We start from the raw sequence: 13,375 nt of genomic DNA, 5'->3' as shown, positions 1-13,375 counted from the left end.
CCCGGCAAACACCGGGTCTCGGCGTTCGGAACTCTCACCGAGTTCCTGGGAGGGACGGCGCTCGGCGCGATGACGCTCTGAGGACGGATCACACCACGTCCGCGGTCGACATCGCATGAGCAGGATCGCGGTGGTCAGCGACCGGGCCTCATGCGGGAGACAACGCCGAGAGTCGAATCAGCAACAGTGAATGTCGGCAACCGTCAGAGCACCGACAGCGATCAACGCCAATTCATGGCGGACCCTGGGAGCAGCGGCGACAGACACAGGGCAGACTTTAGCAGAGGCGCGGAGGGGGTCCGAATCCCGACAAGAAGGACGGCTCAGCGGGTCAGGAACCAGGCGACGACAACAAGCACGAGCAGTGCGATCAGCGCGATAGTCACGCGGGAGCGTGGCATCAGGAACCCCCCACCTTCGTCTGCTCGTCCGGGTACACACCGGGATCGGCCTCCGCGCGCCCCACCAGGACGAACACTGCGGACAAGACGCGGTCCAGCACCCAGGCGATGCCGAAACAGAGCGGGATCATCACCGCCAGCACCAGGATGACCTGGGGAATGAACGGCAGCCCGGCGATCCACAACTCGGCGCCGTCCCACCAACTCGCGAGTTGGTCCACACGACCACCCTAGCCGCTGCCCTCACCGCCACCGAACAGGCCAACCATCACGGGCCCCCGAACCGTGGACGGTGAAGGCAGTGCAGGTCGATGATGAGGTGATGACGTCCTCCGAGCAGTCCACTGCCACCCCGCTGGGAGACTCCGCCGAGGTGCCACACAAGCATCGCAGTGCCTTCCCTCCAATCGACGACTATGCGTTCCTGTCCGACTGCGAGACGAACTGCCTGGTCGCCCGCAACGGCGCAGTGGAGTGGATGTGCATTCCGCGTCCAGACTCCCCCAGCGTGTTCGGCGCGATCCTCGACCGCAGCGCCGGACACTTTCGGATCGGGCCGTACGGCCAGAACGTGCCGGCAGCGCGTCGGTACTTGCCGGGAGGTTTGATTCTCGAGACCACGTGGCAGACGCAGACGGGATGGCTGATCGTGCGTGACGCGCTTGTCATGGGGCGGTGGCATGCGACCGAGCAACGCTCCCCCACCCGGCGTCGCACACCGTCGGATTGGGACGCCGAGCACATCCTGCTGCGCACGGTGAAGTGCGTGAGCGGCACCGTCGAGGTCGAGATGAGCTGCGAACCGGCCTTCGACTATCACCGAGCCCCCGTGCGCTGGGAGTACACGGGCAAGGTGTACGAGGAGGCCACCGCGAGCTGTCGCACCACAGCGCCCGGCCTACACCCGACACTGCGGTTGACCTCGAACCTGCGTCTGGGGCTCGAGGGTCGCGAGGCTCGGGCCCGAACCCGCATGGTGGAGGGGGACAACGCGTTCGTGGCGCTGTCGTGGTCCGAAGTGTCCGCCCCGCAGACGTTCGCGGAGGCTGCCGAGAAGATGTGGCAGACCACCGAGTGCTGGCGGCAGTGGGTGACGATCGGACACTTCCCGGACCATCCGTGGCGCGGTCACTTGCAGCGCAGCGCTCTGACGCTCAAGGGTCTGACCTATGCTCCGACCGGTGCACTGCTCGCGGCCCCTACCACGTCTCTGCCGGAAACCCCTCAGGGAGAGCGGAACTGGGACTACCGGTACGCATGGGTGCGGGACTCCACCTTCGCCCTGTGGGGCCTGTACACCCTGGGGCTCGACCGCGAGGCCAACGATTTCTTCTCCTTCATCTTCGATGCGGCGCAATCCGACGACGGCGAGCCGACGTCCCTGCAGGTGATGTACGGCGTCGGTGGCGAGCACACCCTCGTCGAGGAGGAACTCGGCCACCTGAGGGGGTATGACGGTGCACGGCCCGTGCGGATCGGAAACGGCGCCTACAACCAGAATCAGCACGACATTTGGGGCACCATGCTCGACTCGGTGTATGTGCACGTCCGGTCCCGCCACCAGGTACCCGAGACGCTGTGGCCGCTGCTCGAGCGGCAGATCGAGGAGGTCGTCGAGAACTGGCGCCTACCGGACCGCGGGATCTGGGAAGTGCGCGGGGAGCCACAACACTTCACGTCCTCGAAGATCATGTGCTGGGTAGCGCTCGACCGTGGCGCCAAGCTCGCCGCAATGCACGGCGAAAGCGCCTACGCGGAACAGTGGGCCGAGCTCGCGGAGGAGGTCAGGGCCGATGTCCTCGAGCACGGCGTCGACGAGCGCGGAGTGTTCACGCAGCGTTACGGGCATCCGTCCCTCGACGCGTCCCTGCTCCTGGCGCCGCTGCTGCGGTTCCTGCCCGCCGATGACCCGCGCATCCGGGCGACGGTTTTGGCGATTGCGGATGAACTCACCGAGGACGGACTGGTGCTGCGCTACCGGGTCGAGTCCACCGACGACGGCTTGTCGGGCAAGGAGGGAACGTTCACGATCTGCTCGTTCTGGCTGGTCTCGGCACTCGTCGAGATCGGCGAGTTCCATCGTGCCAAGCAGTTGTGCGAGCGCCTGCTCGGGTACGCCAGCCCCCTGAAGCTCTACGCCGAGGAGATCGAACCCAAGACCGGTCGGCACCTGGGCAATTTCCCGCAGGCGTTCACCCACCTCGCGCTGATCAATGCCGTCGTCCACGTCATCCGCGCTGAGGAGTCCGGCGACACGGGGACCTTCCAGCCCGCGCACGGGCGCTCCTGACGGATCCGGGCTTCGCCCCGGCGCGTCAGAACGGACGACGCAACAGCCGTTCTGCGTCGGTCGCGATGACGCGCACCACCTCACTCGCGGGACGTTCCGACGTCACGAGACCGGCCACCTCGCCCGCGTACACGACACCCAGATCCGGGTCCTCGGGATCGTAAGCTGCGGAAAGGGTTTCGTTGTCGGCGCCCTGCCCGTGCCACATGGTGGTGTACTCGTTGGCGAGGGCGCGCCCACCCCACCGGGCCGGCCATGGCTGGTCACGCGCCCGGTCGAAGATCGACGTGTAGACGGTGTCGGCGCTGCCCGCCTCAATCAGCTTGCCACGCGCATACTCCGGGCCAATCGTCTCGGGGCTGGCGAGTAGGGCCGTGCCGATCATGGCGCCTTCCGCACCTGCCGCGATGACAGCGGCCAGCCCGCGGCCCGTCCCGATTCCGCCGGCCGCGAGCACCGGCAGGCTCGTCGCGTCGAGCACCTCCTGCAGCAGCGGCAACGTCCCGATCCGTCCGGTGTGGCCACCTGCCTCGTGGCCCTGCGCGACGACGAAGTCGACCCCGGCCCGCTCCACGACCCGCAAGTCATCGAGCGTGTTGACCTGCGAGATGGCCAGCGCCCCGGCCGCGTGGACCCGCTCGACGTACGGTGCAGGATCTCCGAACGACAACGACACCAGGCTCGGATCCTCGGCCAGCACCGCATCGAGCAGGGAGTCGTCGGCGTCGAGCGCCCAGGTCATCAGCCCGACGCCGAGCGGTCCTCCGCCGATTTCACGAGCGATCGCAGCCTCCTCGGCGACCCAGTCGGGGGTGGCGTATCGGGCAGCCCCGAGGAGACCGAGCCCGCCGGCGCGGGTGACCTCGCCGGCCAGGCGCCCGCCCGCGCGCCCGCCCATCGGGGCACCGAGGATCGGCACCGCCAGCTCCAGCTCGCGGGTCAGCCGGGTGTCGATCATCGAGTCCCCCTTACTTCTTGGGCCCTACTTCTTGGGCTTGTCTGCGCTCGCCTCCGAAGACAGCGCCGCGACGAAGGCCTCCTGGGGGACCTCGACGCGACCGATCGTCTTCATGCGCTTCTTGCCTTCCTTCTGCTTCTCGAGCAGCTTGCGCTTGCGGGAGATGTCACCGCCGTAGCACTTGGCGAGCACGTCCTTGCGGATCGCGCGGATGTTCTCGCGGGCGATGATCTTCGATCCGATCGCGGCCTGGATCGGCACCTCGAACTGCTGCCGCGGGATCAGTTCCTTGAGCTTGGTGGCCATCTTGTTGCCGTACGTGTACGCGGCGTCCTTGTGGACGATCGCGCTGAACGCGTCGACCGCCTCACCCTGCAGCAGGATGTCGACCTTGACCAGGTCGGACAGCTGCTCACCAGCCTCCTCGTAGTCGAGGCTCGCGTAGCCACGGGTGCGCGACTTGAGCGAGTCGAAGAAGTCGAAGATGATCTCCGCCATCGGCAGCGTGTAGCGGAGCTCGACGCGCGTCTCGGAGAGGTAGTCCATGCCGCCGAGCTCACCGCGGCGGGACTGACACAGCTCCATGATGGAGCCGATGAACTCGCTCGGCGTGATGATCGTGCACTTGACGATCGGCTCGTAGATCTCCCGCGACTTGCCCTCGGGCCAGTAAGAAGGATTGGTGACGATCTGTTCCTCGCCGCCCTCGAGCACGACGCGGTAGACCACGTTGGGCGAGGTGGAGATCAGGTCGAGACCGAACTCGCGCTGGAGGCGCTCCCGGGTGATCTCCATGTGCAGCAGCCCGAGGAAGCCGCACCGGAATCCGAAGCCGAGGGCCACCGACGTCTCGGGCTCGTACGTCAGCGCTGCATCGTTGAGCTGCAGCTTGTCGAGCGCGTCACGCAGGTCCGGGTAGTCGGAACCGTCCACCGGATACAGACCCGAGTACACCATCGGTTGTGGTTCGCGGTATCCGGTCAGTGGATCGGCGGCGCCGCCGCGCGCGGTGGTGACGGTGTCGCCGACCTTCGACTGGCGCACGTCCTTGACCCCGGTGATGAGGTATCCCACCTCACCGACGCCGAGACCGGCGGTCGGCTTGGGTTCGGGCGAGACGATGCCGACCTCGAGCAACTCGTGGGTGGCACCCGTCGACATCATCTTGATCTTCTCGCGCGGGACGATCTTGCCGTCCACCACACGGACGTACGTGACGACGCCGCGGTAGGTGTCGTAGACGGAGTCGAAGATCATCGCGCGTGCCGGGGCTTCCGGGTCACCGACGGGCGACGGCACCTGACGCACCACCTCGTCGAGAAGTTCCGCCACGCCGACACCGGTCTTGCCGGAGACCCGCAGCACGTCCTCGGGTTCACAGCCCACGATGTGGGCGATCTCGGCGGCGTACTTGTCAGGGTCGGCGGCCGGAAGGTCGATCTTGTTGAGCACCGGGATGATCGTGAGGTCCTTGTCGAGGGCCAGGTACAGATTCGCCAGCGTCTGCGCCTCGATGCCCTGCGCGGCGTCGACGAGTAGCACCGCGCCCTCGCACGCCTCCAGCGCACGGGATACCTCGTAGGTGAAGTCGACGTGACCGGGCGTGTCGATGAGGTGCATGACGTAGTCCTGCTCGACGCCGTCATCGTCCTTGACCTTCCACGGCAGGCGCACGTTCTGCGCCTTGATGGTGATGCCGCGCTCGCGTTCGATATCCATGCGGTCGAGGTACTGCGCACGCATGGCCCGCTCCTCGACGACGCCGGTGAGCTGGAGCATCCGGTCGGCCAGGGTGGATTTTCCGTGATCGATGTGCGCGATGATGCAGAAGTTCCGGATCCTCGCCGGATCGGTGAACGTCTTCTCCGCAAAGTTGCTGCTCAAGCCCTATTCCCTCGTCTCACTCACGCACCTACACCGACCCGGTCCGACATCCGCCGCGTCCCGCGCCCACCATCATCCCTTGAACACCGCTGCGCGTACACATCCAGGGTCAGAGGCCGGTTCGCGTCGGCCGCACCACTACTCTCGGACTCATGGCGAGCACCTGGGGCAGCATCGGCAGAATGCTCGGCGACTATGCCGCCAAGCAGGGACCGAAACTGCTTCGGCAGCTGCAGAACAGCCGACCCGTCAGGCGCGCAACCGAGGCGATCGCCGGCCCGCCGCATCCCGGTGCCAAGCCCGGTCGCCCCGTGTCACGCACGTCTGCACCCACCGCGCACCGGGCACGGAAGATCGAGTACGCCCCCAACCTCGATGGACAGGCCGACCCGGGCGAAATCGTTTGGACGTGGGTCGCGTACGAGGAGGACCCGAGCCGCGGCAAGGATCGCCCGGTCCTCGTCATCGGCCGTGACGGGCACACGCTGCTCGGGCTGATGCTCTCGTCGAACAGCGAACGCGGCACCGATCCCGATTGGTTGGCTCTGGGCACCGGCAGGTGGGACCCGCAGAGCCGGCCGAGTTGGGTCCGACTGGACCGGGTCCTCGACGTCCCGGAGGAAGGCATCCGCCGCGAGGGAGCGATCCTCGACCGCGAACGCTTCAACTCCGTCGCCGCGCGCTTGAAGAGCGACTACAGCTGGCACTGACCGCCCATTTGAGAACACCAAACGGCTACTGGTAGTGTCGTCGGTCGGCGCACACGTGTGCCCAGAGCTTTTGACAGAAACCAAAGACAGGATTTTACGCGTGGCCAACATCAAGTCCCAGGTGAAGCGGATCCGCACCAACGAGCGCAACCGACTCCGCAACCAGTCGGTCAAGTCCTCGCTGCGTACGGCTATCCGTTCCTTCCGCGAGGCCGCGGCAGCCGGTGACAAGGACAAGGCCAACGAGCTCCTGATCTCCACCAGCCGCAAGCTCGACAAGGCCGCCAGCAAGGGCGTCATTCACGCCAACCAGGCCGCCAACAAGAAGTCGGCGCTCGCGAAGCTCGCCAACTCGCTCTGACAAGTTTCTGACGGTTCCGCCGTCGCAAGCTCTGCGGAAGTAGCCCCCGGTCGCAGATCGGGGGCTACTTTCTGTTCGGGGTCTTCCCCCACTCCCTATTCGGTGACGCTCCTCGTCCGGTGACGGAGCGACAGCGCCGAACGCTCAGCCACCCCCGTACAGGTCCGCGACCTTCTGCACAGCCCACTCGAGGGCGTAGTCCGCGTCGGCGGCCTGACCCTTGACGTCCGCATTGAGCTTTGCGACGACCTGCAGTGCCTCACCGATCGAGGCGGGATTCCACCCACGGGCCTGCGCCTGTGCCTTCTTGATCTTCCACGGCGGCATGCCCAACTCGGATGCCATCCGGAACGGGTCACCGCGACCGGCCGAGCCAACTCTCGCGATCGTGTGGACCGCATCGGCGAGCGCATCGGCGAGCAGGACGTGTGCCACCCCACGATGCATCGCCCATCGGAGGGCCTCCAGCGCGCCGCGACTGTCGCCGGCAACGGCCTTGTCCGCGACGTCGAATCCCGACACCTCGGCCCTACCCGAGTAGTACCGCTGAACCGCGGCCGCATCGATCTTCCCACCGGTGTCGGCGACCAACTGCGAGCAGGCCGAAGCGAGTTCGCGCAGGTCCGATCCGACAGCCTCGACGACCGCTTCCAGCACCTCGGTACCCACCCGCACCCCCGCGGCACGGAACTCACCGCGCACGAAGTCCACCCGCTCGCTGGGCTTGAGCTTCGCGCACTGGTGCACGGTGGCGCCGGACTTTTGCAGCACCCCCGCCATCGCCTTCGCCCGGCCAGCGCCGGAGTGCAGCACGATCAGCACCACACCTTCCGGCAGGTCAGCGGCGGCGTCCTGGACGAGCGTGACCGCGTCCTTGCCCGCCTCGGCGGCCGCCCCGAGCACGATCACCCGATCCTCCGCGAAGAGCGACGGGCTGAGCAGTTCCGCCAACTCGGGGGCGCTCGCGTCCCCGGTCCGCAGGCGAGAGACAGGGATGTCCTCACCGGCCGGACCCGCAGCCGCGCGGACCGCACGGACCACCGAGGCGACTGCGCGCTCGACCAACAACTCCTCGTCGCCGAGAACGAGGTGGAGCGAATCAGGTCGTGTTGAAAGGCTCACCGGACGATCGTGCCACGGGAACTCCCCACCACCGCAAGTGCCCCGGCCCCGGAGCGAACCACGGCGACGTCGCCATCGACATCGGTTCGGGCCGTCATAGCGCCCAGTGCTGAAATCCAGTCGACGACGGCCCCATTCGGGTGCCCGAAGGAATTACCGGCACCGACACTGATCACCACGAGACGCGGCCGTACCGCTTCGATGAATTCCCTTGCTGTCGTGCGCGATCCGTGATGTGGAAGTTTGAGCACGTCGGCCCGCAGGGGCACGCCCGCCCGCAGCAGTGCGTGCTGTCCCCGCGCCTCCACGTCGCCGGTCAGCAGGATCGTCCCGGCCGGCGTGTGCGCCATGATCACTAGCGAACCGTCGTTGGCCGCCTCGTCGGCCGCCTCGGGGTCGCGTGGCGGCGGGACCAAGGGTCCCAGAACCTGTAGCCGCAGTTCCCCCGTCGTCACCTCCTGTCCCGGAGCCAACCGAACCAGGGCGACGCCGGCACGGGCGGCCGTCGCCGAGACGAATCGGAACCCACCGTGAGGCAGATCCGACGGACCGATCGCGATTGCGCCGACCGCACGGCCGTCCAGCACTCCCTCGAGGCCGCCATAGTGGTCGGCGTGCAAATGCGTCACGATCACCAGAGCCACCTCGCCGACCCCGAGGCCTCGCAGACACCGATCCATCGGCGCAGGATCAGGACCTGCGTCGACGACCACGGCGCGACCGTCGCCCGAGGACAGCACCAGACCATCCCCCTGCCCCACGTCGCACGCGACGAATGACCATCCCGCGGCCGGCCATCCCGGGTAGTACACCCGCGTTGGGAGCCACACCGCGGCCACACCGATCCCAAGCGCCAACAGGATCCGCCGCGACCACCGATACCGCATGGCGGGCACCACAACCGCGACACCGACCGCCACAACGATCGCTCCCGCCAGCCCGTCCGGGACCGCGACCGTCGCTCCCGGGACCGCCGCTGCGCGATCGGCAACCTCGAGCAGCCACCACAGCGGCGGGCCCGCGATCCGCACGACGAGGATGGCCGCCGGAAGCCACACCGTAGCAAGGACTGCGGCCACCGCGCCGACGACCGTGATCGGCGCGATGACCGGTGCGACAAGGATGTTCGCGACGACCGATACGACACTGACCGTGCCCGACATGGCCGCCACAAGTGGCGCCGTGACCACGAACGCTGCGAGCGCCACAGCGCACATCTCGGCGATCCATCGCGGCCAACCCCGATCCCGCATTCGGTCCACCAAGACCGGGGCCACGAGGATCAGGCCCGCGGTCGCGACCACAGATAGTGCGAAACCGAAATCCACTGCGAGTGAGGGGAACAGGGCGAGCAACACGACGACGGACGCAGCCAGCGCAGGCAGCGCCTGTTTCCGTCTCCCCGTCACCAGCGCGAGCAGGGCAATACATCCCATTGCAGCGGCGCGAAGCACACTCGGCGACGGCCGGGCGATGACGACGAACGCGGCCAGTGCCGCGGCAGCCAGCAACGCACCGGAGCGTGGGCCGATCCCGACTCCGCGGACCACGAGCAGCACCGCGCCCACAATGATCGAAACGTTGGCCCCGGACACAGCGGTGAGGTGCGTCAGCCCAGCCGCGGTGAACTCGCCCTCGACGTCCTGCGACAGCCGAGAGGTGTCCCCGACGACCAGTCCCGGCAGCAGACCAGCCTGATCGGCCGGCAGTGCAGCTGAAGCCGCTGCAGCCAACCGGTCGCGAACGCCGCCGGCCCAACGCTGGATCGTCGATGGTGGATCGACGTGCACCGGCGGCCCCGTGGCCCTGACGACGGCGACGGTGAGATCACTGCGCTCGGGCTCCATGAGACGTCCGCGCAGGGTCACCCTCTGGCCGGGTAGCAGACCGCCCCACCGCGATCCCTCAGCGAAGACGAGCACCGATCCCCCGACCCGAACCCGCGAATCGCCGTCCCACACCTCACGCAACGATGCCCGGACCAACAGCTGCCTATCGCCTCCGAATCCTCTGCCACGAAGCGCCTTCGGATCTTCCTCGAGTACGACGGTCACAGTCGCGAAGCCGCCCGACTCCGCCTCTTGTGCAAGCGGATGAACCGCGGCAGCGTGCGTGCGCACCGCGATCGCGGCGGCGAACCCGGCACCGAGCAGCGCAGCCGCGACGACCCCCACGCGCACAGCGACCCGAGCCGCGTCCGGCCAGACCCCGCGCCTGCGGTACGCTGCGAGACCCGTCAGCACGGCACCAAACCCGGCGAGCCCGACGGCGAGCACCGCCACGGGACGCCATCCCGCGAGCAAACCGACGATCGTCACGGCCCAACACACCGCCGCGGACGGTACGAGACGTACGTCGAGCGGGCGGTCCGAATCCGTCACAGCATCACCAGGTCCCGCAGTTTCGCGAGTCGGGCGGGTCCGATGCCATCCACCTCACTCAGCTGCTCGACGTCGGTGAACCTGCCGTTGGTCTGCCGCCACGACACGATCGCCGCCGCAGTGACGGGGCCGACGCCGGGCAACGCGTCGAGTTCCGTCTCAGCGGCCGTGTTCAGATTGATCTTCCCGACACGCCTTGCCTGCGCACCTATGGCGGTGCCCGAGGCCGTGCCGGCGCCCACATGTGCACTTCCGACAGGGCTCGGCCCACCGTCGGGCGGCACCACCCCGACCAGGATCTGGTCCCCGTCGTGCACGCGTTCGGCCATGTTCAGCCCGAGCAGGTCCGCCCCCGGCCGCGGTCCCCCCGCGGCTTCGAGAGCGTCGGCAACACGCGAGCCGGGCGGAAGCAGAACCAGACCAGCATGATTGACAAGCCCGACGACACTCACCACCAGATGCTCGTCGGGTGGAGGTGTCGTCGACGGACTTGGTGGCGCCGACGGACTTGTCGAGGTCCCCGCCGGTGCCGCGCCACCGTCAGGCACGGCCTCCGCGTCCCGGACCTCGACGATCGGCAGCGGCGGAACCGCTTGTGCAGTGGGTCGATCCCGCCACACCGACACCGCCGCGATCCCCGCCGCGACCAGCCCGACGACGACGAGTGCAGCAGCTCCCCTACGCCCCGGGCTCAGACGCGGGCCGCTCCACCTGGAAGTCTCCGGCCACCGGTCAGCCTCGTCGAATGCGGCGTCCGTGCCGGACAACCATTCCGGCACCCACATCGAGGTGTCGCCGGCATCGAGGTCGTCGGTCTCGTGGTGGTGGCCCTTGGGCGTTGGCGCCGATCCCGCGGACGCTACCGCGAGCCGACTGCGCGCCCTCGCTCGATCCTGATCGGTACCCATACTGGCGACCGTAGGTTCCGGCGACCACGCGCAATCGGCCGAAAACGTCTCGTGGAGAAAACCTGTGGATCAGCGAGCGGCTGTGGATGAATCCCCGACTTCCACACCACTCGGACAGACCACGACACCGACGGACCCTGGACCGAGGTGTGCCCCGAGCACACTCCCGATCTCGGTGACGACCAGTTCGCTGACCGAGGGGATACGTTCCTTCAGCTGCGCCGCAACGTCATCCGCACGTTCACGCGCGTGACAATGGTGCACCGCGACTGCAACGGCGTCCCCACCGGCCAGCTCGACGGCCGCGTCGATCAACTTGGCCCGAGCCTTGGTCGACGTTCGCGTCTTCTCCCGCAGCACGAGCTTGCCGTCGACCAGATGCAGGACCGGCTTCATCGCCAGTGCCGTGCCGAGCAGGGCGGCTGCCGTGCCGATCCGCCCGCCGCGCCGCAAGTGCTCCAGGCGGTCGACCACGACCAGCGTGCGCCCGCCTGCTGCAACCTCGACAGCTTTCTGGTAAACGTCCTCGAGGCTGCCTCCGGCCAGAGCGACCCTGGCCGCCGCAAGCGCAGGGTAGCCGAGCCCCATCCCTGTCGACTTCGAATCGACGATCCGAACCTTCTCGCCCAGATCCTCTGCCGCCCGACGTCCCGCCTCCCAGGTTCCCGACAGGTGGGTCGAGATGTGCACGGCAACGACGCCGTCACCGCCGCTGGCCGCCAGCGCCGCCGCGTACGCTTCGCCGAGCTCCCCGGGCGAAGCCCCAGACGTGGTCGCCCCGGATAGGTCTTCCGGAGTCTCGTCGACGCCATCGCGCAAGTCACGGCCGTCGTGGAGCACATGCAGGGGCACAACCCGAATGCCGTATTGGTCGGCCAGTTCCGGCGACAGGCACGACGAGGAGTCGGTGACGACGACGACCGCCACGCCTCTACCCCTCTTCGATCTCGACGGAGGTCGCTGAGCGACGGGCGTTCTTGATTGCGTCGATCATTGCCGCCGCGACCTCCTCGTGGGCTTCCCAGCCCCAGTGGATGCCGTCCGGATTGGCCCGATCGGAGAAGATGTTCTCGCGGACTGCGGCCGCGAGATCGACCATCGGTACGGACTTCTCGGCCGACCACGCCTCGAGCGCCCGCACCGCTGGCGTACGACCGGTGTGCACCTGCCCGTACGCGTCGCATCGGTGCACCGACGGATAGGTGCCTATCACCGGCAGGTCCGGCCGGATCGCGACGAGCGCGTCCCGGCACCTCTCGAGGTATCGGACCGACAGCGACGGCGGCAACGCGACCGGGCGGCCCAGTTTCGACAGCCGCGGCTGGAGCCACTGATAGCCGGAACGGACGACACGCCGCAGCGCAGGCGGGCGGATGTAACGCAGCTGTTCGCGCAGTGCCGTCGGCAGCGGAGACGGGAGCGAGTCCATGCCGCCGACCGCGAATACGACGGCCTCGGCGTGCGATACCGCGGCCCACACCCGCGGATCCTGCGTGATCGCCCACCACGCGTCCCGGCTGGTCCAACCGATCCGCGCCACGAGCTCGACCTCCCACCCCAGTTCCTTCGCGACCAGGCTCGGCCAGATCCGGGGGTGGTCTGCGGGTAGCCCGCCCTTGGGTCCGTAGTAGGCAAGCGAATCCGCGATCACCAGGAGAACGGGCCGCTGGACGTCCTCTGCAGCGGCACCGTCAGAGGACGTCGCGACGGCCGAGCCGTCAGAGGATGTCACGACGGCCGAGCCGTCAGAGGACGTCACGACGGCCGAGCCGTCAGAGGACGTCACTGGCCACGCTCGCTGACGCGTTCCATACATCCAACCGCCATGCTTGTTCCGTACCCTCCCGATGTCCGCTGAGCTGCACCCAGCTGGTGTTCCCGAGTCCCCCGAGTACCGGCCACCGATCCACCGGTAGGTCGAGCAACCGCGCGGTCAGCGCGGCGATGAGGCCGCCATGCGCCACCAGCACCAGCGGGTCCGATCCCCACTCCTCGTGCCGGTCGAGCAGTTCCTGCACCACCGGGAGGCTACGTGCGGCGACGTCAACGCGGCTTTCTCCGGCCGGTGGCGCCCATTCGGCGTCGTCGCGCCACTGGGCTCGCGCGCCGGGCGCGATCGCGTCGACGTCTGTGTGGGTGAGCCCCTGCCAGTCGCCGAGATGCGTTTCCCGGAGCCGCCTGTCGGTCTCGACAGGAAGCCCGGCGTGGTCGCCGAGCGCGAGCGCGGTGTCGTGCGCGCGCCGCAGGTCTGATGCAACGATCGCGAACGGACGCTTTTCGGCGAGGGCCTGCGCGGCTGTCTTCGCCTGCGCCCGTCCCAGATCGGATAGGTCGGTGTCGAGCTGTCCTTGCATCCGGTT

Annotated in this window: 13 protein-coding genes; 3 read left to right on the top strand and 10 right to left on the bottom strand. The window is 68.0% G+C overall.

The genetic code is table 11. The features are described from left to right. Positions 1-177: 177 nt before the first annotated feature. Both EGT50_RS17375 and EGT50_RS02825 read right to left on the bottom strand, forming a co-directional pair. On the bottom strand, positions 178-267 hold the full coding sequence (locus EGT50_RS17375) for an Ms4533A family Cys-rich leader peptide (RefSeq protein ID WP_408014582.1): 90 nt from the start codon (positions 265-267) through the stop codon (positions 178-180). Between the two features lie 133 nt (positions 268-400). Beyond that, a complete protein-coding gene (locus tag EGT50_RS02825; protein ID WP_127951053.1) occupies positions 401-622 on the bottom strand; it encodes a hypothetical protein in 222 nt (73 codons plus the stop codon). 101 nt (positions 623-723) lie between these two features. On the opposite strand from EGT50_RS02825, the gene EGT50_RS02820 reads away from it, so the two are divergent. After that, entirely contained in the window at positions 724-2,691 is a 1,968-nt protein-coding gene (locus EGT50_RS02820) for a glycoside hydrolase family 15 protein (protein ID WP_127951368.1), read from the top strand. 25 nt (positions 2,692-2,716) lie between these two features. Here EGT50_RS02820 and EGT50_RS02815 read toward each other — a convergent pair whose 3' ends face one another. Both EGT50_RS02815 and lepA read right to left on the bottom strand, forming a co-directional pair. Continuing rightward, positions 2,717-3,649 carry an NAD(P)H-dependent flavin oxidoreductase gene (locus EGT50_RS02815; RefSeq protein ID WP_127951052.1) on the bottom strand — a complete coding sequence of 311 codons (933 nt, stop codon included), beginning with the start codon at positions 3,647-3,649 and terminating at the stop codon, positions 2,717-2,719. 24 nt (positions 3,650-3,673) lie between these two features. Next, positions 3,674-5,533, bottom strand: coding sequence for a translation elongation factor 4 (lepA, locus tag EGT50_RS02810; RefSeq protein ID WP_127951051.1), 1,860 nt, complete (start codon positions 5,531-5,533; stop codon positions 3,674-3,676). 152 nt (positions 5,534-5,685) lie between these two features. On the opposite strand from lepA, the gene EGT50_RS02805 reads away from it, so the two are divergent. Together EGT50_RS02805 and rpsT are read left to right on the top strand one after the other, a co-directional pair. Then, positions 5,686-6,243 carry a type II toxin-antitoxin system PemK/MazF family toxin gene (locus EGT50_RS02805; RefSeq protein ID WP_127951050.1) on the top strand — a complete coding sequence of 186 codons (558 nt, stop codon included), beginning with the start codon at positions 5,686-5,688 and terminating at the stop codon, positions 6,241-6,243. Positions 6,244-6,343: 100 nt separating this feature from the next. Continuing rightward, entirely contained in the window at positions 6,344-6,604 is a 261-nt protein-coding gene (rpsT, locus tag EGT50_RS02800) for a 30S ribosomal protein S20 (RefSeq protein WP_127946565.1), read from the top strand. 144 nt (positions 6,605-6,748) lie between these two features. Here the strand turns inward: rpsT and holA are convergent, their stop codons facing one another. From holA to EGT50_RS02770, 6 genes are all read right to left on the bottom strand, one after another. Next, positions 6,749-7,726 carry a DNA polymerase III subunit delta gene (gene holA, locus EGT50_RS02795; RefSeq protein WP_127951049.1) on the bottom strand — a complete coding sequence of 326 codons (978 nt, stop codon included), beginning with the start codon at positions 7,724-7,726 and terminating at the stop codon, positions 6,749-6,751. Continuing rightward, complete coding sequence (locus EGT50_RS02790; RefSeq protein WP_127951048.1) at positions 7,723-10,107, bottom strand: ComEC/Rec2 family competence protein; 2,385 nt, start codon at positions 10,105-10,107, stop codon at positions 7,723-7,725. The genes holA and EGT50_RS02790 overlap by 4 nt, the downstream gene beginning before the upstream one ends. Then, complete coding sequence (locus EGT50_RS02785) at positions 10,104-11,015, bottom strand: helix-hairpin-helix domain-containing protein (RefSeq protein ID WP_127951047.1); 912 nt, start codon at positions 11,013-11,015, stop codon at positions 10,104-10,106. Before EGT50_RS02785 ends, EGT50_RS02790 begins: the two co-directional genes overlap by 4 nt. 69 nt (positions 11,016-11,084) lie before the next feature. Then, positions 11,085-11,942, bottom strand: coding sequence for a DegV family protein (locus tag EGT50_RS02780; RefSeq protein ID WP_127951046.1), 858 nt, complete (start codon positions 11,940-11,942; stop codon positions 11,085-11,087). Positions 11,943-11,946: 4 nt separating this feature from the next. Next, a complete protein-coding gene (gene octT / locus EGT50_RS02775; RefSeq protein ID WP_127951367.1) occupies positions 11,947-12,669 on the bottom strand; it encodes a diglucosylglycerate octanoyltransferase in 723 nt (240 codons plus the stop codon). A 118-nt stretch (positions 12,670-12,787) separates the two neighbouring features. Beyond that, complete coding sequence (locus EGT50_RS02770; protein WP_235870567.1) at positions 12,788-13,369, bottom strand: histidine phosphatase family protein; 582 nt, start codon at positions 13,367-13,369, stop codon at positions 12,788-12,790. Between the last annotated feature and the right edge of the window lie 6 nt (positions 13,370-13,375).

Origin of the sequence: Rhodococcus xishaensis (assembly GCF_004011825.1) — a bacterium.
Taxonomy (GTDB): domain Bacteria; phylum Actinomycetota; class Actinomycetes; order Mycobacteriales; family Mycobacteriaceae; genus Prescottella; species Prescottella xishaensis.
Note: the sequence above shows the minus strand (reverse complement) of the source record. Positions and strands in the feature narration are given on the sequence as shown.